At 53.6% G+C, this 26,739-nt stretch carries 20 protein-coding genes; 8 read left to right on the top strand and 12 right to left on the bottom strand.

Annotated elements, in window-relative coordinates; translation table 11 throughout:
- Positions 1 to 4 precede the first annotated feature (4 nt).
- The 6 genes from AC4G46_RS01325 to AC4G46_RS01300 all read right to left on the bottom strand — a co-directional run bounded on the left by AC4G46_RS01325 (position 5) and on the right by AC4G46_RS01300 (position 6,824).
- Positions 5 to 910, bottom strand: coding sequence for a DNA-3-methyladenine glycosylase family protein (locus tag AC4G46_RS01325; protein WP_491126345.1), 906 nt, complete (start codon positions 908 to 910; stop codon positions 5 to 7).
- Positions 891 to 1,499 carry a methylated-DNA--[protein]-cysteine S-methyltransferase gene (locus tag AC4G46_RS01320; protein ID WP_491126344.1) on the bottom strand — a complete coding sequence of 203 codons (609 nt, stop codon included), beginning with the start codon at positions 1,497 to 1,499 and terminating at the stop codon, positions 891 to 893. Before AC4G46_RS01320 ends, AC4G46_RS01325 begins: the two co-directional genes overlap by 20 nt.
- Complete coding sequence (locus AC4G46_RS01315; RefSeq protein WP_491126343.1) at positions 1,480 to 2,067, bottom strand: bifunctional transcriptional activator/DNA repair enzyme AdaA; 588 nt, start codon at positions 2,065 to 2,067, stop codon at positions 1,480 to 1,482. The genes AC4G46_RS01320 and AC4G46_RS01315 overlap by 20 nt, the downstream gene beginning before the upstream one ends.
- 232 nt (positions 2,068 to 2,299) lie before the next feature.
- The gene (gene kdgT / locus AC4G46_RS01310; protein WP_491126342.1) at positions 2,300 to 3,304 is read right to left on the bottom strand and encodes a 2-keto-3-deoxygluconate transporter; all 1,005 of its coding nucleotides are present in this window, start codon (positions 3,302 to 3,304) and stop codon (positions 2,300 to 2,302) included.
- Between the two features lie 52 nt (positions 3,305 to 3,356).
- Positions 3,357 to 4,319 (bottom strand): tripartite tricarboxylate transporter substrate binding protein, encoded by a 963-nt coding sequence (locus tag AC4G46_RS01305; protein ID WP_491128762.1) that lies wholly within the window; start codon positions 4,317 to 4,319, stop codon positions 3,357 to 3,359.
- Between the two features lie 183 nt (positions 4,320 to 4,502).
- Positions 4,503 to 6,824 (bottom strand): helix-turn-helix domain-containing protein, encoded by a 2,322-nt coding sequence (locus AC4G46_RS01300; protein ID WP_491126341.1) that lies wholly within the window; start codon positions 6,822 to 6,824, stop codon positions 4,503 to 4,505.
- A gap of 269 nt (positions 6,825 to 7,093) precedes the next feature.
- Between AC4G46_RS01300 and AC4G46_RS01295 the strand changes: the two genes are divergently transcribed.
- The 3 genes from AC4G46_RS01295 to AC4G46_RS01285 all read left to right on the top strand — a co-directional run bounded on the left by AC4G46_RS01295 (position 7,094) and on the right by AC4G46_RS01285 (position 12,682).
- Positions 7,094 to 8,725: an SWIM zinc finger family protein gene (locus tag AC4G46_RS01295; RefSeq protein WP_491126340.1), complete on the top strand. Its 1,632-nt coding sequence runs from the start codon at positions 7,094 to 7,096 to the stop codon at positions 8,723 to 8,725.
- Entirely contained in the window at positions 8,722 to 11,715 is a 2,994-nt protein-coding gene (locus AC4G46_RS01290) for a DEAD/DEAH box helicase (protein WP_491126339.1), read from the top strand. The genes AC4G46_RS01295 and AC4G46_RS01290 overlap by 4 nt, the downstream gene beginning before the upstream one ends.
- A 556-nt stretch (positions 11,716 to 12,271) precedes the next feature.
- Positions 12,272 to 12,682 (top strand): hypothetical protein, encoded by a 411-nt coding sequence (locus AC4G46_RS01285; protein ID WP_491126338.1) that lies wholly within the window; start codon positions 12,272 to 12,274, stop codon positions 12,680 to 12,682.
- Positions 12,683 to 12,707: 25 nt separating this feature from the next.
- On the opposite strand, the gene AC4G46_RS01280 is transcribed toward AC4G46_RS01285, so the two are convergent.
- Positions 12,708 to 13,502 carry a hypothetical protein gene (locus AC4G46_RS01280; protein ID WP_491126337.1) on the bottom strand — a complete coding sequence of 265 codons (795 nt, stop codon included), beginning with the start codon at positions 13,500 to 13,502 and terminating at the stop codon, positions 12,708 to 12,710.
- A 592-nt stretch (positions 13,503 to 14,094) separates the two neighbouring features.
- Here AC4G46_RS01280 and hflX point away from each other — a divergent pair.
- Positions 14,095 to 15,363 carry a GTPase HflX gene (hflX, locus tag AC4G46_RS01275; RefSeq protein WP_491126336.1) on the top strand — a complete coding sequence of 423 codons (1,269 nt, stop codon included), beginning with the start codon at positions 14,095 to 14,097 and terminating at the stop codon, positions 15,361 to 15,363.
- A gap of 95 nt (positions 15,364 to 15,458) precedes the next feature.
- Here hflX and AC4G46_RS01270 read toward each other — a convergent pair whose 3' ends face one another.
- Positions 15,459 to 18,167 (bottom strand): beta strand repeat-containing protein, encoded by a 2,709-nt coding sequence (locus AC4G46_RS01270; protein ID WP_491126335.1) that lies wholly within the window; start codon positions 18,165 to 18,167, stop codon positions 15,459 to 15,461.
- Between the two features lie 355 nt (positions 18,168 to 18,522).
- Positions 18,523 to 19,248: a protein-glutamine gamma-glutamyltransferase gene (locus tag AC4G46_RS01265; protein ID WP_491126334.1), complete on the bottom strand. Its 726-nt coding sequence runs from the start codon at positions 19,246 to 19,248 to the stop codon at positions 18,523 to 18,525.
- Positions 19,249 to 19,476: 228 nt separating this feature from the next.
- On the opposite strand from AC4G46_RS01265, the gene AC4G46_RS01260 reads away from it, so the two are divergent.
- The 4 genes from AC4G46_RS01260 to AC4G46_RS01245 all read left to right on the top strand — a co-directional run bounded on the left by AC4G46_RS01260 (position 19,477) and on the right by AC4G46_RS01245 (position 22,487).
- Complete coding sequence (locus tag AC4G46_RS01260; protein WP_491126333.1) at positions 19,477 to 19,734, top strand: helix-turn-helix transcriptional regulator; 258 nt, start codon at positions 19,477 to 19,479, stop codon at positions 19,732 to 19,734.
- Between the two features lie 118 nt (positions 19,735 to 19,852).
- Positions 19,853 to 20,806, top strand: coding sequence for a hypothetical protein (locus AC4G46_RS01255; RefSeq protein ID WP_491126332.1), 954 nt, complete (start codon positions 19,853 to 19,855; stop codon positions 20,804 to 20,806).
- Positions 20,807 to 20,977: 171 nt separating this feature from the next.
- On the top strand, positions 20,978 to 21,967 hold the full coding sequence (locus AC4G46_RS01250) for a S8 family peptidase (RefSeq protein WP_491126331.1): 990 nt from the start codon (positions 20,978 to 20,980) through the stop codon (positions 21,965 to 21,967).
- A 55-nt stretch (positions 21,968 to 22,022) separates the two neighbouring features.
- Complete coding sequence (locus AC4G46_RS01245; protein ID WP_491126330.1) at positions 22,023 to 22,487, top strand: hypothetical protein; 465 nt, start codon at positions 22,023 to 22,025, stop codon at positions 22,485 to 22,487.
- Here the strand turns inward: AC4G46_RS01245 and AC4G46_RS01240 are convergent.
- The 3 genes from AC4G46_RS01240 to AC4G46_RS01230 all read right to left on the bottom strand — a co-directional run bounded on the left by AC4G46_RS01240 (position 22,480) and on the right by AC4G46_RS01230 (position 26,735).
- Complete coding sequence (locus tag AC4G46_RS01240; RefSeq protein ID WP_491126329.1) at positions 22,480 to 23,742, bottom strand: PucR family transcriptional regulator; 1,263 nt, start codon at positions 23,740 to 23,742, stop codon at positions 22,480 to 22,482. The genes AC4G46_RS01245 and AC4G46_RS01240 overlap by 8 nt on opposite strands.
- 438 nt (positions 23,743 to 24,180) lie before the next feature.
- On the bottom strand, positions 24,181 to 25,314 hold the full coding sequence (ald, locus tag AC4G46_RS01235) for an alanine dehydrogenase (protein WP_491126328.1): 1,134 nt from the start codon (positions 25,312 to 25,314) through the stop codon (positions 24,181 to 24,183).
- A 194-nt stretch (positions 25,315 to 25,508) separates the two neighbouring features.
- Complete coding sequence (locus tag AC4G46_RS01230) at positions 25,509 to 26,735, bottom strand: Zn-dependent hydrolase (protein ID WP_491126327.1); 1,227 nt, start codon at positions 26,733 to 26,735, stop codon at positions 25,509 to 25,511.
- Between the last annotated feature and the right edge of the window lie 4 nt (positions 26,736 to 26,739).

Raw genomic sequence — 26,739 nt, 5'->3', positions numbered from 1 at the left:
TGGCTCAATAAAGCGCCCGCCACAAATAAAAGGTGGCATAGGCTTCCCAGCCCTTCCAGGGCACCGCCAGCTCCAGCAGCTCCGCAGGCGTAGGCTTGCGGTCCATACCGGTCAGGAATTTGACCGCATTTTGCAGGCCGACATCGCCTGTAGGATAAGCGGTTGTATCGCGCAGGCAGCGCATCCGCACATATTGCGAGGTCCACGGGCCGATTCCCCGGAGCTTCAGCAGGCGCGCCTCCGCTTCCTCCGGCGAGGGCAGGGCCAGCAGCTCCTCCCGGCTCAGGCCGCCTCCGGCGATAAGGGCGGCAACCTCCAGCACCGTCCGCGCTTTATTCCGGGTCAGCTGCAGGCTGCACAGCTCCTCCTGGGTGACCCCCAGGAACACCTCAGGTGCGGGAAAATGATAATACGTGTGTCCTTCATGTTCTAATGAAGTCCCGTATTCGGCAGTAAGCCTGTGCTTGAGCCTGTAGGCAAAGGCCAGATTGACCTGCTGGCCGAGAATGGCCCAGCACAAGGCCTCGAACAGATCAGGGATGCCGATAATCCGCAGCCCCCTTTCGCTCACAGCCAGCGGCTGCAGCAGCGGGTCCCGGTCCGCAATCCCGTAGAACGGAGCCAGATCACGTTCCAGATCAAACCACTCCATTATATAGCGGACCAGCCAAGCCGTGGCCTCCGCTCCAGGAACAGCCCCGCTCAGCAGCGTAGCCTGCAGACGCGGAGGCTGTTCCGCCGCCGTTGTCAGCCGGACCAGCAGCGGCTCCCCCTCCAGTATAAACAGCCGGTTAACCCCTTCATCGTCCGGGCGGAACAGGCACTCCAGCGGGGAGCGGTTCATATAGGCCAGACAGGCCTTCAAGTCAAAATAATCCGGCAGCGGCAGCTCAAAAAGCAAATCGTTCATGTCCCTGCGCCCCCACATGCGTAATTCCCTCCAGTGCCAGCAGCTCCTGCTTCAGCTTCAGCCCGCCCCGGTAACCGGTCAGGGTGCCGTTTGCCCCGATTACCCGGTGGCACGGCACAATAACCGGTATCGGGTTTTGTCCGTTGGCTGCACCTACGGCACGCACTGCAAGCGGACGGCCGATTTGCACCGCAAGCTCCTTATAGGTAGCAAGCTGCCCGTGCGGGATCTGCAGCAGCCCTTTCCAGACCTCCTGCTGAAAAGGGGTTCCCCACAAATCAAGCGGCAGACTGCCGAAGCTGACAGCTTCACCCGCAAAATAGCGTTCAAGCAGACTCGTAACACCCATCTCCGCAAAAACGCCTGCATTCTCCTCAAGCTTTGCGGAAGGAGCATGGAGGTTCAGCCAGCCCGCAGGGAGCTGACCCTGATCCTGTTCATAGGAAACGCGGATCAACCCCTTGGCGCTCGCCCAAAGCGTCCATGCCCTGCCTCCTAGATTCACGGTATGATGATAGATTGTGACCGGACTGGCAGCAGCTTTCCTCCGGTTCCCGGCCGTTTCCGGTTTATTCGTGATTCGGCTCATGAGCCTTCCCTCCCTTAATCTGATTGCGGTACTCCGTTGGTGACAGGCTGTTCTTGCGCGTGAACCAGGCGGCAAAATGCGATGCGCTCTGAATGCCCGCCGCCCTGCCGATTTCGGCAACCGGCATATCTGTTCGGGCCAGCAGCTCACACACTTTGTCCGACCGCAGCTGGTCCAGCCGCGCGGCCGGGGAACTACCGGCCACGCGCTTATACGTCCGCTGCAGATGGAACGGGCTGACCGCAAGTTCCTCAGCCAGCTTCGCCAGCGTCAGCTTCTCACCCAGCCGGGCCTCCATAACGGCATCCGCCCGGGCGGCCAGCACCGCATCCGGACGGAGTGTGCCGCCCTCCTCGGGCCGGCACCGCTTGCACGGGCGGAAGCCCGCCCGGACCGCTTTTTCCAAAGACGGATAAAACTCCACATTCTCCGCTTTGGGCGTCCTGGCCCGGCAGGACGGTCGGCAGACGATACGGGTCGTTAGCACTGCCGTATAATAAACGCCGTCATAGGTCGGCTCGCGGTTCACTACTGAAGCATAAATACGCTCAAATAATGCCTGCTCCATACTCTCATCACCTCATACCGCCAGTATAAACGATTGCCCCCGGCTTATGCAGGTTTCGGGAACAGGAGAGCAAGATTACGACAGTGCAGGCTGAAGCGGCTGTACCAACTTTAACAGGGGATAACAGGGCACACAAAGAACCCTCCGCATTACGCCATTATGCGTACGGAGGGTTATGCAGCAAATAGATCCATTTTATAAATTATATTATTATCGTTGTTATAAGAATTATTTAAACAGCAGCTTTCGGTGTTCCAACATCAGAAGGCCCCTCTGACACCGGCGGTTTCTTCTTTTTCATATAGTCGGAATAGTAAGCGGTAATGATTGGAACCACAATGGAGGTCACAATAACGGATGCGGCTACAAGCGCTGTTGCGGTTTCGGCCGCAGGCAGGAACTCCGGCTTGAGGTTAGCCACCAGCATAGGATTCGCGACAGCTGCTCCGGCGGTACTGGATGCGGCCAGTCCTGCTGTACCATTGCCGCCGCCGATGTACTTGTCCGCAAAGATCAGCGGAATACCAGTGATCACAATAACAGCGAGACCGAGCAGAATGCCCAGCAGGCCTGTATCCAGGATGACGCCAAGGTCAATCGAGCTGCCGAGTGCAAAACCGAAGAACGGGATGAGGGTCTGTGTCGCTTTTCCGAAATAAGCGCGCAGGTCGTGGTCAAGGTTACCCAGCAGGAAGCCGACCAGGAACGGAAGTACAGCACCTACGAATACATGCGGTTCAAACACGGCTACACCGGTACTGCCGAGAATCAGCATGGTTACGAGCGGGCCGGATTCCAGGGACATCAGCACGAACGCGCCGGATTCTTCCTTGGTGCCGTATTGCTGCATAATGGAGGCATACAAGCCGCCGTTGGTCATATCCATTGCCGAGATGATAGCAAGCACTGATAAGCCGGCGAAGAAGCCGTTCTTAACGCCGCCTTCAGGAAGAAACTGAATGGCAATGATGGCCACAACCCAGGCTACGGCAATTTTGGTCAATACCAGTGTTCCGGATTTGCGCAGTACCGTTCCAGTCGCCCGCACATCAATCGCTGCGCCCATACAGAAGAACCATACAGCAAGGATCGGCACCGTACCGGTCATAAGTCCTTTGGTGAAACCGCCGAAATATTCACCCGCATTAGGGAAAGCCGTGTGGATAATCGCCCCCAGAAACAGCGGTACCAGCATCATGCCGCCGGGGATCCGGTCGAGCGTCTTTTTAATTTTCATATTAGTTAATCATACCTTTCATCTTATGTTGTTGCCCGGCCGCACCTTCATCTCAGTTACGGCTCAGTCCAAGCTCCGGAATCATCCGTGAGAATAAATCATCGCTTTCTTTGAGCTGCCGAGAGAACGCCTTACCGTCCTTAACCAGCAGTCCAAGCCCGTTCATTGTCATAGCTTCGCGAAAGTTACGGTCTTCCGTCCCTTTAATAAAGGCCTCTGCCAGCAGCTCCGAAATGGCATCCGGCGTATCCTTAGGTACTGCAAGCCCTCTCCACGTACCGGTAAAGTTCACATGTACTCCGGTCTGTTCCTCCAGTGTGGGCACATCAGGCAGCGCTTCTGAGCGTTTGTCGGCATTGACTGCCAGCATCCGCAGCTTTCCTTCATCCACATACTTCTTTACCTCGGCCGGACTTACAGGTACCGCATCGACAAAGCCGTCCATCAAAGCAGAGACAGCCGGTCCCGCACCTTCAAAGGGGATATGGGCGAACTTCACACCTGTTTCCCGTTCCAATGTTACGGCAGCTAAATGCCATATGCTCCCTGTTCCTGCGTTTCCCATTTTCAATTCGCCTGGATGCGCTTTCGCAAAGTCGAGAAATTCATTCACAGTTTGCCATGGCGCTTCGGCTCTTACGGTAATGGCGGAAGGATCAAAATTTGTCTGGGCGATCGGTTTAAACTTCTCATAAGTAATCGGCAGCAGTCCCAGATGCGGCAGAATCGTCAGCTCCGCCGGCAAAAAAGTGACCGTGTAGCCGTCAGCCTTAGCATTCGCACCTTCCATCAGTCCGACGGAACCTCCGCCGCCTGTCCGGTTCAGTACGATTACCGGCTGTCCCAGCACCTTCTCAGCAGCCTTAGCCAAAGCCCGCGCGGTGGTATCTGTTCCCCCGCCGGCAGCATAAGGTACGATCAGTGTGACCGGTTTATCGGGAAAATCGGCGCTGACGCCATTGTCGCCCCGGTATCCGGTTATGCGGGCTCCAATAAAGAGAAGTGCAGCTATCATAACTGCTGCTATTCCTAACGCGATCTTTGTTGTCCGTTTCAACGGCCATCCCTCTTTCTTAGTCTGTATACAGTCCTCCACCCCCTGAATTGTTTTGCACATCAGCCGCAGCGTGCGGGGATGTGAAAGTTTTCTCAGATAGAACTTTAAAGCATTCAGAGGGTATGCAGCAATCGTATTATCTTATTTTGAATCGTCAGAAATGCCGGAACCATGCGGTTTTGGCAGATCTGCATACTGATTGGAAGATTTGCTGTTCTCCCGGAACTTGCCCGGTGTAATGGATTTGCTTTTGCGGAAGACCCGGATAAAGCTGTTCTCGTTCTGATAGCCGACAAGCTGGGCAATCTCAGCCACCTTCAGGCTGCTGCCCTGCAGCAGTTCACAGGCTTTGTCGATTCTAAGGCTGGTCAAATAGTCATACAGGGTCGTTCCGGTCTCTTCCTTGAAGAGGTTGCTGACCGAGGAGACCCCCAGATTGACATGGGCGGCGATATCCTGCAGGCCAATATTATGCTGCAGATGCTCCTCCATATAAGCAATCAGCTGCTGGACCAGCACATACTCCTTGGACTGCCGGTGCACTTCCAGTGCATGAGCCATCTGATCAATGATACGGCACAGCATCTCTTCAATATCCGTCAAATCGAGTGTAGATACCTGGTGAATGGTATAGTCAGCCAGCTCCGGAGGCAAAACATGTCCTCCTGCGGCGGCAATGCGGATAATTTCCTCCATCAGATCATCCAGCAGGCGGATCATTTTTTGCGGCTGAAGACCTCTCTTGCGTACATCTGCCGCCCATCTGTGCACCCGCTGGCGCCCGGTAGCGGCGTCTGAGCTTTTGAGGGCCTGCAGCACCTCCTGCTGCCAGGTGTCATCGGCTGCTGTGCTGCTCTCATCAGGCTTATTCTCCAGCCCGGAATAGAGACGGACACGCCCGTATCCGTCGTACAGACGGTACGATAAAGCGGCCTCTGCCTCCGTATAGGATCGGGCAGCCTGGCCGATCTTCGCTGCCTGTGAACCGATTCCGGCAGACACGGATATGCCCAGCACATCGGACACAATGCCAACCAGCTTCAGGGTATCTTCGTACAGACTCCGCGCATTCTCCCCTTCGGCGGACTGAAGCAGCAGAACCAGGCTATCCTTGCGCGGTGATGCCGTCACCGTCCGCCAGGATGAACTGAAGAATTCGGATACCATATTGTTCATCGCATACTTGAGCAGCTGCTGGTCTTCCTCTGTATAAGCAGCCACCCACTGTGAATGGCGGTCGATGGAAATGACCAGTATCTCAAAAGGCCCCTGCTGCCAGCCGGCAAAATAATGCTCCCATTTCGTCCCGGTCTCCTGCTTGCCCATATTCCGGGTAATCAGATCACCGAGGAATTTGGAGCGCAGCTCCGGGAGACTCCAGTCAGCCACCAGCGATTTGCTCCGGAACTCGCCGACCAGCTTGCTGATGACAGGCTCCAGATCGTAGAGATTGCCGTGTCCCGCCCCTTTTTGCTCCGGGCTAAGCAGCCTGTTAATCCGTTTGAGCGGCCGGAAGGCGGCAAAGTTATAATAGTAGATCGCAGACCAGCCGACGGCTATCGAGATCAGCGACAGCATCAGCATCATATTGCGGGCTGTCGTTACATTCTTCAGCAGCTGTTCCATCGGAACCAGCGAAACAAGGCGCCAGCCGGTGACATTGGAGAAGGCCTGGTTGGCCATATAAGCCTGGCCGTTTATTTTGACATGGGCAAACGGGCTTACATCAATCTCCGTCAGCACATCCTTCATTTCCTCAAGCGGTACAGGAAGATTAATCTTGGGATAGATCAGCTCACCCTCCAGATTGTATACAAACTGGTAGCTGGATAAATGGGTGTACATTTTGGAGAAAAGCGTATCGTAATCGAGGTCGATCAGCACCGCCCCGGTAACATTCCCGCCCCGGACAACCGGACGGGCCAGGGAGAGCAGCTCCGTATTGCTCAGCTGTGTATCGGAACCGGTGTAGAGCCTTCTTTTAATCAGAAGCGGCTTCTCCTTAATTTCCTCCAGCCATCCGCTCCAGTCATGCTCCGGCGCTTCCTCCCAGTCGGATTTGTAGCCATACCGGCTTGACACTACAGAGTGTTCCTGAAAATTAATGACGCTGATTGCATAAATGTCCGGCTCCGACACCAGCGCCTTCAGCACATTCTGCGGCTGCGAAGCCGCTTCCGCCGCATGATCCGCATCTGCAGACAGAAACGCCAGCACGGCCGGATTAAAAGAGAGATCGACCGCTTTGTTGTCCGCCTCCCGGAACGCCCGGTTCGTCACATCCACATTAATCTGCAGCAGCTCGACGTTCGGCGTGTTCAGCTCCGTATCAAGCGCCTGGCGGTATTCCCGGTAGGAGAACAAGCCGATCAGGGTTATAGAGAGTGAGACACTTATGGTTAAGAACAGAATCAGCCGGTTCTGTTTGTTGTTCAGCAGGTACTTCAGTTTGAATCTCAGCATCGTTACAGCTTCATCCTTCCGCTAGTTCCCTTAAGTTTCAGAACCTTAGAGTAGCATGGATGGCCCTGCTGCAATATGGGGCATGTCATATCCGGTATCTTTTTTTTAAAAATTTAAATTAAATTGTCATAGATTCGCTTTAATTATTGAAAAATATACATATTAGCACTCTGTAAAAGGTACGTGAAAGATAACAGGCAACTCTCGTAGAGATGGTATAATGGAGGGAACAAATTGAACAACACATTTTTGCCTACAGGAGACCAATTGTGATGCAGCCAAATTATGTTCTGGATGAGGCCGAATGGGAGAAGCTTATTTCAGATGCGGCCCATTATTTCGATGATTTGACCCTGAAACGGGGATTTCAATATTTCAAGCAAAAGCGCGTTCAGACCTTCTCGATCAGCGAACCCCGCAAAATGCGCGCAGTGGTTGAGGACGGGCAGGATTTCAGCGTTTATATCAATCTGGACAAATTCTCCGGCGGCTATTGTGATTGCGCCGCAGACGGGCTGTGCAAGCATATCGCTGCGGTGCTGATGTACTATGCAAATGCCCAGGGACGGTCGGTTGCGCTCCTTGCAAATGCCAAGGCAACAGCTAACCGGCCCAAGGCGGCGGCAACCGATCCGTCTGATAAAGGGGGCCGCAGCGCCTTGCTGAAGAAGCTCAGCGGGCTGATTCCTGAAGCGACCATAGCCCAGTGGCATGAGTATATGCAGCTGCTTGCGGCACCGCTGGATCATGCGGTGCGCAATCCCCAGTATGCAAACCGGGCACTGACTGCCATTCATGAAGCCCAGCCGCCGCTCTCACCCGCTGCCGGCAGGCTGTTCAGGCTGCATTCCCATCTATTTATCCTGGAGAAGCTGCTGCAGCCTGTCCTGCCCGGAGCGGCCAACGCCGGCCTGGGCTATTCACTCGGCTATTACACGGCCATTGCCGTTTCCGAGCTGCAGACGGACATCACCGGGCTGATGCAGCAGCCGCTGCCGCTTCAGGCAGAGCCCGGAGAATGGCCGAGGGTGCTTGAGACCTTATCTTATCTGCGCCGGCAGATGCTGGCGGAGGGGCGGGACCGTACGCGGGAACAGCCTTATTTTTCGGCCTGTTATGACCTCTTGTGGAGACGCTGGCTCTCCCCTAATGCGGACAGTACAGCTCTTTACCTGGATGAGCTGGAGGCATTGCGCCAGGCGGAGGGAGAGCTTGAGGCCCCGCAATCCCGGCAGGCCCTGCTGCTGGCAGAGAGCCGGATGTACTTCCTGCTGGGCGATGACCGGGCGGCATGGGAGCTGCTCCGCAAGGCCTCCGGACGGCCCGGTATTCACCCTGACGAGCTGCTCAGCTTCCTCGCCCCGCTAAGTGAGGACGGGCAGTGGTCACGCCTTGCGGCCTGGCTCGCCGAGACCGGCCCGCTGCTGACAAGCCGGTTATATAACCTGGGCGATTACGCCCGGCACTGGATGGATGCAGTGCGGCATGTACCGGAAACGGAGCCGCTCATGTGGGATACCCTGGCCGCCATGCTGCCCCTCTCGCGGGAAATCTACGAGGAGCTGCTGCTGCAGCACGGCAGATATCAGGAATGGATGGATTACCAGCTCGCCTCCGGCAAGACGCCGGCCGACTTCCGTGTCAGCGATCTCCAGCCGCTGGAGAAGAATGCGCCGGAGCTGCTGCTGCCCTTCTATCACCAGGCTGTGGAGCGGTTCGTCCTGGAGAAGAACCGGCACAGCTATAAATCCGCCGTCAAGCTGATCAAGCGGCTGGCCAAGCTGTATAAAAAACTGAAGCGCGACGCACGCTGGGAGGCATTTCTGGATGCCTTCACCTCCCGGAACAGCAGGCTGCGCGCCCTGCAGGAAGAGCTGCGGAAAGGAAAGCTGATCCCATGAGCAAGCATATACAAAATATTACAGTCCAGCTTGCCCTGACCCGGTACGGCGATGCGCTGATTTACGCCGTTGACGGCAGGAATGAATATGTTCCCGGCGTCCGGCTGAAGCAGATGCTGTTCGCCTGGCATGAGGCCTCCTTCTATGGCACAGAGCTGACCCTCCAAAATGCAGACGGCGTGGATCTGGTTGTCCTGCCTGCCGAGCAGGTGGTCCCGTTCTTCGCTGAACTGCAGCTGCTCACGCATGTCGGCTGGAGCTGGCAGGGCGATGCCGCCCTGCTGACCGAGCTGGCTCCGGCCGTGTCCGTGCTGCTGGCAGAGAAGCGGTATGTACCCGACTTCACCGCCTACCGCGAGGGCCAGCTGCAGTGGAGCTGGGACCAGCAGGCGCTGCAGCTGCTGGCCGAAGAAAACGGCGGGCTCGCAGCAGCGCTGGAGGGACTGGCCGGACGGCCGGGTCTAGCGGCGGGTCTTGGCGCCGCCTTCTCGGCAGCGGTCTTCCAGCGCTATTACGGCACAGAGACCGAAGCCGGCGATCTGCGCAGCGAATTCCCGCTGCTGTTCAGTGCAGGCGGCGTTGCCGCCCTTGGCCTGGACCAGGAGAGCTGGCTGATGTCGATCGGCTGGAAGGCTGACACCGCGCCGTTCCGGCCGGCGCTGCAGCTGCTCGAGCCGGATGAGGAGTCGCCTTACTGGCGGCTCCGGCTGCTGCTTCAGGACAAGCGCGATGAAACCGCGCTTGTGCCGCTGCGGCTCACCACGGACGGTGAGCCGCACGGCCAGTGGCCCGCTCCGTGGGACGCCCACGTCCGCGAGCGGGCGCCCGGATGGCTCTCGCGGCTGTGCGAGAGCCTGCCCGGCGGGCACATCGGCCACGGGGACGATGTGCTGGGGGAACCGCTCAGCGACGAGCTCGCGTGGCGGTTCCTGAACCAGGACAGCCGGCTGCTGCTGGAAGCCGGCTGGCAGGTGCTGCTGCCGGCGTGGTGGGAGGCCGCCAGCCGCCGGAAGCCGCGCCTGCGCGCCCGGGTCAGCTCCGGCGAAGGCAGCCGCGGCGGCGGCAGGTCGCTGTTCGGGCTGGATGCGCTGGTCGACTTCGACTGGCGCATCTCGATCGGCGACGCCGACCTCTCGGAGGCGGAGTTCGCCGAGCTGGTCGCGCGCGGCGAGCGGCTTGTGCAGTTCCGGGGCAAGTGGATCCCGCTTGACCCCGCCCTGCTGGCCCAGATTCAGCGGGCCATGGCCGGGATGGACAAGTCGCACGGCTTGTCCTTCCAGGATGTGCTGCAGCTGCACCTGCTGGGCAGCGGCGAAGAGGACGACGGTGCGGAAGCCGCAGCGGAGCAGGCCGGACAGCAGGCAGCGCGCGTGCGGCTGGAGGTGGAGCTGAACGAGCAGCTCGTTCAGCTGATCGGCCAGCTCGGCCAGCGGGCCGAGTGGCCGCGGCCGGCGGTGCCGGCCGGGCTGCAGGCCGAGCTGCGCAGCTACCAGCACGAAGGCTTCGCCTGGCTGGCCTTCCTCCGACGCTTCGGCCTCGGGGCTGTCCTGGCCGACGACATGGGCCTCGGCAAAACCGTGCAGCTGATCTCCTATCTGCTACACATGAAGGAGGCCGGCCCGGATGCGGGCGGGCCGCAGACCGATCCGCCGGGCTGGCCGGCGCTGATCATCTGCCCGACGTCCGTGCTCGGCAACTGGCAGAAGGAGCTGCAGCGCTTCGCCCCTTCCCTGAACGTTATGCTGCACTATGGCGGCAGACGGCTGAACGCCGGGTATTTCTACGGCGCGGCATCCCAGGCTGATGTGGTCCTGACCTCGTATGCTACAGCGGCACTTGACCAGGAGCTGCTCCAGCAGTTCACCTGGGCTGCCGTCTGCCTAGATGAGGCGCAGAATATCAAGAATGCCGGGACCAAGCAGTCCGCAGCCGTACGCAGCTTCCCGGCGCTGCACCGGATTGCCCTTACCGGCACACCGATTGAGAACCGGCTGTCCGAGCTGTGGTCGATCTACGACTTCATCACACCGGGATACCTGGGCACGGCCAAGTCCTTCCAGGACCGGTTCGCGAATGCGATCGAAAAGGAGCGGAATCCCGAGCGGACGGCCGATCTGCAAAAGCTGGTGAAGCCGTTCATGCTGCGCCGCAAAAAGAAAGACCCGAGCATCCAGCTGGATCTGCCGGACAAAAACGAAATGAAGACCTATGTCAATCTCACAGCAGAGCAGGCGGCGCTTTATGACCAGAACGTGACCGGACTGCTGGAGAAAATGAACAAGCTGGAAGGAATCGAGCGCAAAGGGGCTATTCTTGCTGCACTGACCAGCCTCAAGCAGCTCTGCGATCATCCGGTGCTTCTGACAAAGGAAGCTCTTCCGGAGGCAGAGGATGGTCTGGATGCCGCTACCCTGATCGAGCGCTCCTCCAAGCTGGAGCGGCTGCTCGCGATGGTACGGGAGCTGCGTGAAGAGAATGAGCGCTGCCTGATCTTTACCCAATATGTCGGCATGGGGCAGATGCTCCAGTCCGTGCTTCAGCAGGAGCTGAAGGAGCCGGTGCTGTACTTAAACGGCAGCACCTCCAAGCAGGCCCGCGACCGCATGATTGAGCTGTTTCAGACTCCGGCTCCGCCGGACGGAGCTCCGCCTGCTGCGGATCAGCCGAATGTATTCATTCTTTCACTCAAGGCGGGCGGGGTAGGCCTCAACCTGACGGCAGCCAATCACGTGTTCCACTTCGACCGCTGGTGGAATCCGGCCGTAGAGAATCAGGCCACGGACCGCGCCTACCGGATGGGCCAGACCAAAGATGTACAGGTGCATAAATTCATCTCGCTCGGCACGCTGGAGGAGCGCATTGACGAGATGCTGGAGAGCAAGCAGCAGCTCAGCGATGATGTCATCTCGGGCTCCGAGAACTGGATTACCGAGCTGAACAATGATGCGCTGAAGGATTTGTTCACGCTTCGGCGGGAATGGGTGAGCTGATTATTATACAGAGGTGCCGGGCAGCGGATGCTCTGGATGTATAACAGGAGTCTTTTTAACAGGTCATCTTACCCATCTTACCCCGCCACCGCCACACAAACCGGATAGTTGCATTTTGTACACTTAAAAACGGCCACGATAAGCACCGGGGGACCTATAAATGTAGTTTGTGCAATTAAATCTGTCTGAAATGACTGAAACAGCCCTTTTTCGGCTTTTTAATTGTACGAAATACAGTTAAACGGGCATCAGAGAGGAAAATCGGTGTTTTAGTTGTATAAAGCGCAGTTAAGCCAGATGGTTATTAATGAATCAGCCGGGCACGTAACAGCATAAGCCCGAATATTTCAAAAAAGACGGTCCACGACGGGCCGTCTTTTCCATTTCCATAGTGTATAATATTGGAATTGTAAGTGAATAGTTTCCCGGGAAATGAGGACCTAAAATGCGGCTGAATACACTTATCCTTAACGCATTCGTAATTGTATGTTTAATACTAATCTCTGCCTGTTCCAATCAGGAACCTGCTGCCGTTAGCAACAATGTGACCGAGGCAATGAGCGTAGCCAGTACCTACAAGAAGGCTGAACTTGAAGCTGATCTTCCGGCTGCGCAGGAGGAAATCACAGCACAGGAGCAGGCAAAAACGGACGAAATCCGCAGCTTGACTACAGCGGCATTTTTCGATGCGCCGGGAAACAGCAAGGAATATTCTCCGGCTCCCAGGCTCTCTTTTCTTAAACAGCACAATCTCCGGATCACCTTCATAAGCTTTACAGAAATGAATATCACGGAAGCATCTGTCGAGCTCACCTATACCGGCACTCTCCGCTTCGGAAACGCCGCGTCAGATAAATTGACTCTGGAAGGGACGATCCAGCTTATAAAAACCGGAGGCACCTGGAAAGTAGACAACGACAACTACAATGCCGCAGACATCTCCGGCTTACTTGATAATCCTTCTTAAAGCTGTACTTGTACTATACAACTCCTCACCACTGCTCTGACATTCTAAACGTAGCAGCCACATTGTCCTCACCGGCAAGCGAACTGATGACAAGCGTTACCGGCTCTTCCTGCAGATCGTAGAGCAGCAGCTGGCTCAGCAGATTCACCGAAACATTCTGGTACGCACCGGCAATACCCGACCCGATCCCCTGTGTAATCACCCTCCCGCCCGTTACTGCCGTACAGGTATAATTGACCTGCAATGCAGTTCCGGCTGCAGGAATTGCGGTGGTCGGGGTCGGGAAATTGACAAAGCTGCCGTTGACCGTACCTCCTGCCACCAGCTGGTAGCGGATCGGCGTGGAAGCGAGGATCTCCAGGCTGTCTGCTCTTAGCTCAGCTGCAACCGCCTCAGGTATTGCCGTTAACCCGCTCCTGCGGAAGCTGATCGCAGCAAAATCAGTGGCCGTCAGTGATATATTGTCACGGAACTCCGAGGTGATCCGGCTTACCGCAGTTCGTGTCAGCTTAACCGGGTAATAGGTGCCCGCGCTGTCGATCAGAAAAATTTGGACATGTACATTCTCCTGGGAATACACCAGATTAAATTGAAAAAAATCCTGCACAATATTATAGGTTCTGCTGATAACTTCCTCGTAATCCAGTTCAAACAATTCCTGAACAAACAGCGTGCCCGGACTCACATCATTGTTCAGGCCTGTCAAATAAACTACGGCTCTGGACGTACCGTTGTTGACCACTTTGATAACAGCCTGGCTTATCGGGCCCAGGCCGGGTATGGAATTGCTTGTCAGCGTATTCGAAGTTAATACAGGCATTCCGCTTTCCTCCTCTCCAGATAACCTCAGATTCTATATACTATGCAGACAAGTTTAGAAGTTTCTGGATTAGTCCTATAACCGTAAGTCTGTTTGCCAAAAAATGACGGATATGCTAAGCTTAATTCAACTTTTAGGAACGGAGGGTTGCAAATGAATGTGATAGATTTTATCCGGATTCGTACTTTGCGCGGCTAATCAGATATGAATAGCGCTAAAGTTCTGCCCATGTGCAGAGGTCTCAGGATAGGTCTATCCATTTTTAAAGGCAACCCATAATGTATGCAGGCTGACCGTTGTTACGGCCGGAAGCAGCCTGCGCCTTTAGAAATCGCTCTCTATAGCTTTTGATCCAGCCGGTTCGTCATAACGGAAATACCGTTATCGGCTGCTCCTGATCATTCCAGCTGTAGAGTGTACCTGCTGGCAGGTAACGTGCGTACGCGGCATGTTACCTCTGGTCTATTCTGTTACCTCAATTGCAAGCACAGGCAGATAACGCCTGTGCTTTTTCATGTCGGTTAGACCGCAGCCTACCTGTCCTTTGCCTGTCTTTACTCTATTTTTAAAATCTCAGGAGGTTGTTCACCATATGGAAACCACTAAACAACAAGCGATTATTGTCGGGATACAGCTGCAGAATGATACAAACTTTGCTTATTCCATAGAGGAGCTGCGCAATCTGGCCGCTGCCTGCAATATTAACGTAATTGGCGAACTGAGCCAGAAGGCCAGCCGGATTAATCCTTCCCACTACCTGGGCACCGGTAAAATCCAGGAGCTGGCCGCGATGGTGCAGGATGAGGACACCGTTATTATTTTTAACGATGAGCTGACGCCTTCCCAAATCCGCAATCTGGAGTCATCGCTTGACCGCCAGGTTATTGACCGGACCATTCTGATCCTCAACATCTTTGCCGACCGGGCCAAAACAAAGGAGGCGCAGCTGCAGGTCGAAGTTGCCCAGCTGCAGTATATGCTCCCCCGGCTGACGGGCATGCGCGAATCACTGGGCCGCCAGGGCGGCGGATCGGGCCTGAAGAACAGAGGTGCCGGTGAAACGAAGCTGGAGCTCGACCGCAGAAGAATCGAGGAGCGGATTACCGCACTGCAGACAGAGCTGCAGGCTCAGGTTGAACGGCGTCAGATCCAGCGGAAACAGCGCCACAAAAATGAGGTGCCGGTGGTCTGTCTCGTCGGTTATACCAATGCTGGCAAGTCCAGCCTGCTGAATGCTGTGGTTGAGACTTATCATCCCGGCTCCAATAAACAGGTTTTTGCCAAAAATATGCTGTTCGCCACTCTGGAAACTTCGGTGCGCAGCATCAGGCTGCCTGACCACAAAACCTTCCTGTTAACCGATACGGTAGGCTTTGTCAGCCAGCTGCCCCATCATCTGGTCAAGGCATTCCGCTCTACCCTGGAGGAGGTAACCGAAGCTGACCTGCTGATCCATGTTGTAGACGCTTCAGATCCGCAGCATGAGCAGCATATGGCGGTCACCACCGAAACGCTGAAGGCGCTGGGGGCTGACGGCATCCCTACCGTGTATGCCTACAACAAAGCAGACCTGACCGGGCGTGCATATCCGGCTGTTGAGGGCGACTCGGTTACTTTGTCCGCTAAACAGAGCAGCGGGATTGCCGAGCTTACGGGACTGATCCGCTCACATGTGTTCAATGATTACATTCAGTGCGAAATTCTGATTCCATATGACCGCGGCAGCATCGTCTCTTATTTTAATGAACATGCCCATGTCCAGGAGGTCAGCTACGAGGAGCAGGGAACAAAGCTGTTGCTGGAATGCCGGGCTGCCGATTATGAGCGGTTCCGCGGGGATTTTGTAGAGCTTTCAAGCTAACTTTATCATGCTAAAAGTGTAAAAGAGCCGGCTCCGGGATTGCTCCCGGGAACCAGCTCTTTTTGCTATTCAGCTGTTTCCGGACATGAAGGACATTAAGTCAGCCGGACAACAGACCAGACAATACCCGAAGAGTCGCCGCCCAGATCCAGCGGAACCGTCAGGCCGTCTGCTTCATAGAACAGCCCGATTACATCGCCGGCATTCAGCAAAAAGTCACCTGTCAGTGTGACCGTGCCATTGCCCAGAATTGTTCTCAGTGTTAAAACAAGGGCTACGTTGACATTAAGCAGCGGGAACAGTCCGCTTACCAGGTCGGTTGTGGACGGGGAGGTTCTCCGGATTACAAAAGCCGGATTCGTGCCTGCGCCTAAAGAGATTGTAATAGCCGCAGTCGTTGCATAGTTGATGGTTGCCTCAAAAGAGTACCGGCCGGTTACAGGAACGGTATAGTTACCCGTCACCTCATTGAAAGTGGCACTGTCATAATAAGGTGTCGTTACAGTCCAGCCTGTAAGCTGAGTACTTGTGGCTGCAGAGAATGTAGGCAAAAATGCCGAGAATCCTTCTGTGGCCACCCCTGCTCCCGTGGCTCCGGTTACCCCGGTAACACCTGTTGCACCCGTCGCACCCGTCAACCCGATTGCCCCGGTTGCCCCTGTCTCTCCGGTCGCGCCGGTTACACCCGTCGCACCTGTCAGCCCGGTTGCTCCTGTCTCCCCAGTTGCACCCGTCAACCCGGTTGCCCCTGTCTCTCCGGTCGCACCCGTTACACCCGTCGCACCTGTCAGCCCGGTTGCTCCCGTCAACCCGGTTGCTCCTGTCTCTCCGGTCGCACCCGTTACACCAGTCGCTCCCGTTACCCCGGTTGCTCCTGTCTCTCCGGTCGCACCCGTTACACCAGTCGCACCTGTCAGCCCGGTTGCTCCTGTCTCTCCAGTCGCGCCCGTTACACCCGTCGCACCCGTCAACCCGGTTGCTCCTGTCTCTCCGGTCGCACCCGTTACACCAGTCGCACCTGTCAACCCGGTTGCTCCTGTCTCTCCAGTCGCGCCGGTTACACCAGTCGCACCTGTCAACCCGGTTGCTCCTGTCTCTCCAGTCGCGCCGGTTACACCAGTCGCACCTGTCAGCCCGGTTGCTCCCGTCTCCCCAGTCGCGCCGGTTACACCAGTCGCACCTGTCAGCCCGGTTGCTCCTGTCTCTCCAGTCGCGCCGGTTACACCAGTCGCACCCGTCAACCCGGTTGCCCCTGTCTCTCCAGTCGCGCCGGTTACACCAGTCGCACCTGTCAGCCCGGTTGCCCCTGTCTCTCCGGTCGCACCAGTTACACCAGTCGCTCCCGTTACCCCGGTTGCTCCTGTCTCTCCAGTCGCGCCCGTTACACCCGTCGCACCCGTCAACCCGGTTGCTCCTGTCTCTCCGGTCGCACCCGTTACTCCAGTTGCTCCCGTTACCCCGGTTGTTCCCGTCTCCCCGGTCACCCCAGCACCTGTTGCCCCTGTGGCTCCTGTCGCACCCGTCTCTCCAGTCGCTCCAGTTATCCCGGTTGCTCCCGTTACTCCAGTTGCTCCCGTCTCCCCGGTCACACCCACACCCGTTGCACCTGTTGCACCCGTTGCACCCGTCTCTCCGGTCGCTCCCGTTACTCCAGTTGCTCCCGTTACCCCGGTCACACCAGCACCTGTTGCACCTGTTGCACCCGTTGCACCCGTCTCTCCAGTTACCCCGGTTACCCCGGTTGCTCCCGTCTCCCCGGTCACCCCAGCACCTGTTGCCCCCGTGGCTCCTGTCGCACCCGTCTCTCCAGTCGCTCCCGTTACTCCAGTTGCTCCCGTTACCCCGGTCACACCAGCACCTGTTGCACCTGTTGCACCCGTTGCACCCGTCGCTCCGGTCGCTCCCGTTACTCCAGTTGCTCCCGTTACCCCGGTCACTCCGGCACCTGTTGCACCTGTGGCTCCTGTCGCACCTGTCTCTCCAGTCGCTCCCGTTACCCCGGTCGCTCCTGTCTCTCCGGTCGCACCCGTTACACCAGTCGCTCCTGTCAACCCGGTTGCTCCCGTCACCCCAGTCACACCAGCACCCGTTGCACCTGTGGCTCCTGTCGCACCTGTCTCTCCAGTCGCTCCCGTTACCCCGGTCGCTCCCGTCTCCCCGGTCACCCCAGCACCTGTTGCACCTGTGGCTCCTGTCGCACCTGTCTCTCCGGTCGCTCCCGTTACTCCAGTTGCTCCCGTCTCCCCAGTCACACCAGCACCTGTTGCACCTGTGGCTCCTATCGCACCCGTCTCTCCAGTCGCTCCAGTTACCCCGGTTGCTCCCGTTACCCCGGTCGCTCCCGTCTCCCCGGTCACACCGACACCCGTTGCACCCGTTGCTCCGGTTGCACCCGTCTCTCCAGTTACCCCGGTTGCACCGGCAGGTCCGGTAATTCCCGCAGCTTCACCGAGCAGTTCGGCAGATACCAGACGGTGTGCGGCTACCAGCTGGCCGGTGCTGCTTTTTCCCCACAGTGAAATCTGCACAGGATCGTTTGCCGGAGATTCGGCAGGCGTAGTAAAGGTAAATTCAAACGCATCCAGATCGGCAAAATAATTAACAGTGACTACCTGATTTACAGCAATATTAAGCGCCTCGCTGACATACAGAATCCGTGTTCCGCCGCTCATGTAATAACCCTGAATTGACACTGTCGATGCATTGGTGGCGCTCCGGTTGTCTATTCTTATGGTCACCTGCTGAGTCGGTCTTACCCCGCCGACCGGGTTATTTTCGATCGGGCCGGTTGATAAAAAGCTCATTCCAACACCACTTCCCCATTTTAGATTATGAATCTTTACCGTTCACTACATAGCAATAGAATGGCTTTGTACGCAGGACGGGGCATACTGCCGCGCCAGCTTCCGGCCACTCCTCCCTCTCCCAGCCTCCCTGCCGCTTACGGCCGCCCGTTCCACAGCTTGGACGACTTAACCGGCGGCGGCCGGCTGAGTGATTTATATAGTAATATTCCGGCCGGTTTGTTCGGTGTGGACATATCAGCGGCCCTCCCGGCAAATCAGGCTGAAGCGCACAAAAAAACTGTTCCAGCCGCAGCTTACGAACAGTCCTTTTTTTGCACAATATTTATTTAATCACCGGCCGTTGCCTGACCCGCTACTTATAAATGTAGGTCCGCACGCCAATTCTCGAAAACACCGAATTTTTCCCGCTGTGCCCCTTTGCTACCGGCACACTGCTTCTCGCCGCAAGTCCGCTGATATAGTCAAAGTTCGGGTGCAGCGCCTCATCTGTCAAATAAGCAGACGTCCGGCTGCCCGGCACTCTTTTCCTGTTAAGAGCAGCGATCATTTCCTCAGCACTCTTAATGCCCAGTCCATGTCCGTAGTAGCGGTCCGCGCCAAGCATAATGGCATTTTCACCCTGCCACTCCGGCAGCTCCGGGTCATGGTCAGGATTTTTGAAGTACACAACATCCCCCGCCCTCATCTCAAACTTGTTGAATGTGGTGATCAGCTGCAGATTGCTGTCATAATTCCAGTCCCACAAATAAAGATCTGTAAAATAGCGGTCAAACGCCTCTGCCCCGATTGAAGCAATGGTCGCTTTGTAAAGAATCATCACCATCGCCATTGCGCATTCAAACGCATACAGCTGACCGTTCACAAAAATATCGTTAATCGCCGCCGAAGGGCGCACTCCCGCTTTCAATTCAAATCCTCCGCCAGCCGTACGGTTCCAATACTGTGGATTGCAGCGGGAGTTTTTAAAATTGGAGAAATCGGTTTTGCCCACACTCATTAAATTTGCCGCCTCTATTATCTCTGCCCGCATCTGCTGCTCAAAGCTCGAACCGCCGGGTGAGCCATAGCCTAACCCCATTCTGTCAGCCCCTTTCCTGATTCCTTCACAGAATATAGGTTAGTGTACGTGTCAGGACTCCGGTTGGTGCGAAAATACCCGGGTTATTTTCTTAGCACCTTAAAAAAACGCTACTAAAACGCTGTTCATTTAGACCTGATAGATGTACTATTTGATAAGATCATAAATCAGGAATTAATTATAATTTTTGGATATAATTTTAAAAATTCTTCCATTAGCAGGTGAATTATGAAAGCAGAAGAGCTTTTTGAGAAATTAAACGTACTAAAATCAGTATTAGAGAAGTACGGTCTTTCCAAAAGAGAACATGAAGTAATCTACTATTGGATTTTAGATTTAGACTACAAAGAAATAAGTAAATTGCTATTTATCAGTGAGAACACCGTCAGAAAACACATTAACAACATTAACCATAAATTTAATGTACACTCCAGGGCATCGCTGATTTTAATGTTATTTCTACAGTTACTTAATCTTATAGACTAGTATTCTTTTTATGGTATAAGACCCAAAAAAAACTATAAATAATACATGTGCGTAATTTTTTTTCCGGTGGAAATGCAATAGAGTAATAGTGAAAATAACAACTTAAGGAGGAAATCATGTGAAAAAAAATTTTAAACCGGTTGTACTTGCAGCACTTGGAGCAACTCTTATGCTTCCTAATTTAGCTTTGGCAAATCCAAACCCTCAAGATACACAGGCTCTAGAATTGAACGTTTTAAACAGTAAGATGGTCGAGAACGGTGTAACCAGTAAAGATGCTGAGTCCTTAGTCCGGGTTCAGTCCATCTTGAAAAAAATGGGGGAAACGGGTCAAAAAGTAGATCTTATTAATGGTGAAGTTCAAATTGTGGATCCTGAAATTTTGCAGTCCAGCATCTCGGATGAAGATAAAGATTTTCTTGTTGATGCGTTAACTTCGACTGTTGAATCACTTCAAGAAGTTCCGCAAGTCCAAAGAATTGCAGATATAGAGCAGGAAATAAAAGAAAATCCGGGGAAAAGCACTTATCGCGTCGATTTTGAAGATGGAAGCTGGATTCAGGCCGTTAGTACTTTTGAAAGAACAGATCTCATTACCGATGATACTGTTAGAAGTAACGGAAATATCACTTATCCAGGGCAAGTTGAAGTCGGAAGTGGTGTATATTATTCAAACGATGGTACATACAATCACACTTATACATTAACGGAGAATTACGGACAAGGCTTCTATGCCTCAAATTTTATTGGTGTTAATTATACGGTTTCCAATAATTTCCACCATGTTCATATTAACACTTCTAATAATGGCCAATCCAGCAGTGGAGTGGTTACTATTCAAAATTCAGGTAAATACGTTAATGTAACGGATACTGATTATAGCGCTGATCCTACCACTTGGTGCGAAGCAGAGAGTCAAGTTGTTTTTGGGGTATCGGGTAGCGTTGGCATTACATTAGCTGGAGTTGTTTCATTCGGTGTAAGCGCCGGTAAAAACTGGACACAGTATGCAATAACAAGAGAGTCCCTGGTGGCTCAGCATGATTATGCAGCTTATTACAAACCCATTTGATAAATAACTTATTTTCAACAGTTTTATTAAGTGCCGAAAAGTCTTCAGGCTTCTCGGCACTTAGATTTTTTCTAGATAAGCCAGTACTAACATCAACTTCAAAATATCTTGATGAATGAATAAATCAGCTTATTCTTTTGAGATTCCTTATAAAAAGAAAGGATAATTTCAGTGTCTCAATTTACTTTTAAAAAAAGTATAAAAATTGCTGTAGCAATAATAACTATTATTCCAATAATAATTTTTTCGGGAATAGAATATTTGAACTACAAAATTAAGGAAAGTGTCGTTGTAGAAAAAAGCGACCTTGAGTATCCTTATCCCCTCTTACATTTTTCACAGCTCCAAAAAGTTAATCTTCATCATATTTCTATTGGAATTATTGACTCCTCTGTGGATTTCCAAAAATCTTGTCCTGATAAAGATAATTTCAGCACAGAAAATTATAATATTAACATTCCTTCCAGAACTTCAGATATTCACGGATCTGCTATTGCTAATATTATTTGTCGGAGCAGCTTCCTAAGTACAAATAATGAAATAAAAAAGCATGTGAAAATTGTTGGAATCAACGTAGGCTCTGATAATGACATAAGTATTAGGTCACTTGTTGCGGGAATCGAATTGGCCATAGAAAAAAAGATAGACATACTTAATATAAGTCTTGGAGTCTACAAAGATGATCCTAGTCTGAAGGCAGCTATAACAAAAGCATTAAAAAGTAATATGATAATTATCGCATCAACCGGAAATGATTCAACTTTTCAACTCCAGTACCCCGCATCATACGAAGGTGTAGTTTCCGTAACAAGTGTAGATAAGGAGAATTATTTTTTACCTAATAATAACCATAATGATCATATTATAGTAGCAGCTCCAGGTGAAAAAATCCCTGTAGAAATAAATGGAAAGCAGGCTTTTATGGATGGCACATCCGCTTCAGCGGCAATTGTTTCAAGTGCGATTATTGTTTTTAAGGAGGTGGACCCCTCTCTGACACCAGACAGTGTAATCAAAATTATTGAAAATAGTGCAGATGACATTGGAGAAGCAGGCAGAGATAAATTTTATGGGGACGGATTGTTAAATTATAAGAATGCATTACGTAGTGTTTTGAAAAATAAAATAATACGGGATTTTCATCTTCACCTTTACTTTTGAGGAATATTACTAAAAATTCAAAGGCAAAAAATATCTAGCTTAAGGAGTGAGATTGATGAAACGGATTCATTATTACATGGTCCTGTTGTTTATACTTGTGCTTACAACTTCCTGTGATGACAGTGCGGCTTCTACAACCCCCGTTAACACCTCTGAGGTAGATCAGATTACAATCACTCTTGACCATAAGTCTGAATCTCCGGACGGTATTTCATATTCCTTAAAGCTAAAAAACAACTCAAATTATGTTCTCATTCAGAACAATGTATACCTGAGCTATCCGATAAAGGGCGCAGCAGGCTCAAGTGAAAATAACTTTAAAGCCGAAGCAGAAGGCAACAGGCTTAACATTAAGCCAGATGAAGAAATCATACTGAATGTGTTCGCTCCCAAAGCTGAGTATGAAGGAAATGATCACCTTGATATAGAGCAGTTTCACCTTCAGCTGACGGGATATCTCGATGCATTAACCGATAAGGATCACTTCGAAAAGTCAGGAGATATCAGCTACTTCAACTAATAAACGGAAACCACCCGTTCACCTGTGCCGTCTCCTCCGTAAGCAGATCCAGATAGACCGATGTCCGGTAATCGGTCTCCTTCAGGCTTCTTCCGGTAATTTCGGCGATCCGGTTCAGCCGGTACATCAGGGTGTTGGTATGGATATGCAAAAATGCGGCAGCCTCCTTCAGGTTCCCGTCCAGGGTGAGGTAGACCGCAATGGTTTTAAGAAAATCGCTTTTGTGCTCACGGTCATGCGCCTTAACCGGCTCCAGCAACGCACTGCGGCGGGGCCGGCTGCGCTTTTGTTCAATCATTGACGGAATGTGGGCCCAAAAACCGATTTCGTCGTAGAGCAGCAGACAGCGGGCATGGTAAGGGAGCAGCTTTTTGATCTCCAGCACTGCCAGGGCTTCACGGTAGGCCGCAGCGGCTGAGGTGTATTCCCGGTAACCGGGACTGCATCCGGCTGCAAGCCTGCAGGCTTCACTGCGGCTCATATCCGCAAGCAGCTTGTGTACGAACGAAGACAGAACCGCCGTCTCCTCCACCGGGAAAACAAACGAAAATAACAGGATCAGCCGGTTATGCTCGGCCGTCACAAACAGCAGCCGCTGCCCGGCATAAGCATCCATCGTCTGCCGCAGCCGCAGCAGAAAGGCTTCACCGATCACCTTGTCACTCTCGATTACCCCGATGTAATAGCTCTCCGGCAGCAGAATGGACCAGCTCTCCGCCTCCTGCCGGATGCGCGGCTCATTGTCATAATGCGAGGTCAGCAGCTTCCAGAAAAAATCCTCGAACGCCTTGTCCTGCCTGTTTTTCCAGCCGCGCTGTTTCAGCAGATAACGGCCGGCGATACCTGCCGCCTTCTCCACCACCCCCTCGGCATACCCTTCAGCGAGGTTTCCGCGGTCAACGACCCAGATATAACCCAGAATCTCTTGCTGATGCTTGACGCACATGGCCAGACGCGGACCAAGGCCGACCTCCATCACCGCCGGAATGCGGATGGGATGCGCCGTATTTTCAAGCTGATGCATAACGCCCTTTTTGCGGAGTCCGATGATAACGGTGTTTGGCACGCGTTTGCCGATAATAGTGGAGATGCGCGCCGGATCACTCTCAAACTGATGGGAGCTGTAGCCGATGACATGGTGGTTGCTATCCTCTATCGTCACCTGGGACTGCAGCGATTCGCTGATGGTATCCGCGAGAGATTCCATACTGTCAAAAAAACGGTCAAACGCTAACCCTGCCTCTTTTTCTGTCAATGTTCCCACCCCAGCCTGAAGAATACCGGATCTTATACGTATAGGTGTTTACATTATATTACTCAGATTGGCAGCTGGCTATAGATTTATGCGAGGAAACCTGACATGTAGAGGGTTTATTTGTAAAAAAACACCTCCCGGTATTGTAGCTACAGCCTGCAAGTTAACTTGTTAGCATACTGTCTGAGGGTCCGTTGGCTCAGCCGAAGGGCTTTTTTCGGGAAAATTAAGAGCATTTCAGTCCGTTAGCAGCTCACAGCTCGCAAACTTACCGCCCTCCTCCTTCAATATCCCGCCGTCCTGTCCGCTACAAAGAGGTTTTGCGCAACAAAAAAAACCGGCGGATATCCGCCGGTCCACAAAAGTATTAGGCCCCTCTGCTCTTTATAGGTTCCTGTATGCCTTTCTTCTCTCTCTATGCTCAGGCTGAACACAATACTAGATCAGAGTGAACTCCTGCTCTACTGCTTGCTCTACCGTGAAGTACTCTTCCCCAAGAGCTTCCGCCACGGCCTGGCAGGTGATTTTGCCGTTAGCTACGTTGACGCCGCTCTTAAGGCCGGCATTGTCCTCGATCGCCTGGAACACACCTTTATTCGCTATTTGCAGTGCATACGGAACGGTTACGTTGGTTAATGCAATGGTCGAGGTTTTGGCTACAGCTCCCGGCATATTGGCTACGGAATAGTGCAGCACGCCATGCTTCTCGAATACCGGATTGTCATGGGTTGTTACACGGTCAATCGTTTCGACGATCCCGCCCTGGTCGATGGCTACATCGACGATAACCGAGCCCGGCTTCATCGCTTTAACCATTTCTTCGGTTACCAGCTTCGGCGCTTTGGCGCCCGGAATCAGTACTGCACCTACCAGCAGGTCGGCTTCAGCTGCGGCTTTGGCAATGTTGTAAGGGTTGGAGATCAGCGTGCTGATCTGCGAGCCGAAAATATCGTCCAGCTGACGCAGTCTGTCAGCACTCAGGTCAATAATCGTTACTTCGGCGCCGAGGCCGATCGCCATTTTCGCGGCATTTGTCCCGACTACGCCACCGCCGATAATGCTGACCTTGCCTCTGCTGACGCCGGGAACACCGGATAGCAGAATGCCTTGTCCGCCGTAGTTCTTTTGCAGGAACTGAGCCCCCAGCTGCACGGACATCCGGCCAGCCACTTCGCTCATTGGTGTAAGCAGCGGCAGCGTGCGGCCGTCCACTACCGTTTCATAGCCGATTGCGAATACGCCCTTTTCTTTCAGTGCAGCGGCAAGTGCCGGCTCCGGAGCCAGGTGGAGATATGTGAACAGGATTAGACCCGGACGGAAGTAGCCGTATTCGCTTTCCAGCGGTTCTTTGACCTTCATTACCATTTCAGCGGCAGCCCACACCGCAGCTGCGTCTGCAATCAGCTCGGCACCGGCTGCAGCATATTCTTCGTTCAGGAATCCGCTGCCCGTTCCGGCTCCGGCTTCCACCAGTACTTTATGGCCTTCAGCTACCAGGCTGACAACACCTGCAGGGGTAAGGGCTACGCGGTTTTCGTTATTCTTGATCTCTTTAGGTACGCCAATAATCATTGATAATCTCTCCCGTCTTGTGTAATTCTCTTATGTGAAGAATCATAACATACTGTTTTCTATTGCATTTTGGGTAAAAAGAAAAACATTATCTGCCATGATTGTGTTTTAACACAATCATGCGGCGGCCATTCACCGCAAGACAACGCATAAAAAAGGACACCATCCACGGTGTCCTTTACGTTAGTAACACATTAGCCCCTGAGCACCGCAAGCACTGTCTCCAGCACGACATTGACGCCCTTTTCGCAATCCTCGTAGGAGGTAAGCTCTTCCTCGCAATGGCTTTTGCCGTTCACGCTGGGCACAAAGATCATCGCCGACGGCAGGAATCCGGCTACGAACTGGGCATCGTGGCCCGCCCCGCTGGCTATTGTCCGGCGGGAATAACCCAGTGTCACAGCCGCCTGCTCCACAAGACTGCAAAGGTGAGGGTCAAACCAGACCGTGTCGCGGCCCCACAGCTTGCTTTTTTGAACAGTGCAGCCCAGCAGCTCTTCCGGCAGGCCGTTTATAATCGCTTCCACCTCGCGGACAATGTCCATATCCTTATGTCTGGCTTCCACCGTAAAAATCACCTTGTTCGGAATGACCGTATGAATATTCGGCAGCACGTTCATCCGGCCCATCGTGTATACAAGCCCGGAATCAAGCCCTCCCAGCCTGGCCCGCAGCCCAGTGATAAGGTCTGCTGCTGCAAACAGCGCGTCCTTGCGCATATCCATCGGCGTTGTTCCGGCATGGTCCGATTCACCGGTCACTTCAATCTCATAACAGGCCATGCCGACTACGCAGTCCACCAGGCCGATCGTAACCTGCTCGCGCTCCAGCACCGGCCCCTGTTCAATATGCAGCTCCAGATAAGCCGTTGCTTCCGTAATCCGGTTCTCCGCTTCTCCGGCGTAGCCGCTGGCCAGCAGCGCCTCTTCGAAGGTTGTTCCTTCCGGGTCCTTCTTCTGCAGCATGGCAGCCTTGTCGAACTTGCCCGACAATACGCCTGAAGCCATCATCGAAGGCTCGAAGCGCGCTCCCTCCTCATTGGTGAAGTTCATCACCGTTACCGGAAGACGGGGTGTTATTCCATGATCAACCAGTGTTCTAACCACTTCAAGCCCGGCAATTACGCCGAGCACCCCGTCGAATCGGCCGCCCTTCTTCACCGTATCCAGGTGGGAACCGATGACTACGGGCGGACCCTCCTCCCTCCCTGCAAGCGTGGCATACATATTGCCCATATCATCCACTTTGACCGTCATCCCAAGCTCTTCACAGCAGGAACGGAAGTAACCCCGCACCAGCACATCCTGCTCCGACAGCGACAGTCTCGTCACACCATTGCGATCGGTACGTCCAAAATCGGCAAAAGCCTCTATTGTATTCTTCAGTCTCCCGCCGTTCACCAATAACTGCTGCATTTGCATGTTA

This window comes from Paenibacillus sp. fava2 (assembly GCF_058313675.1).
This window is presented reverse-complemented; position numbering and strand designations above follow the sequence as displayed.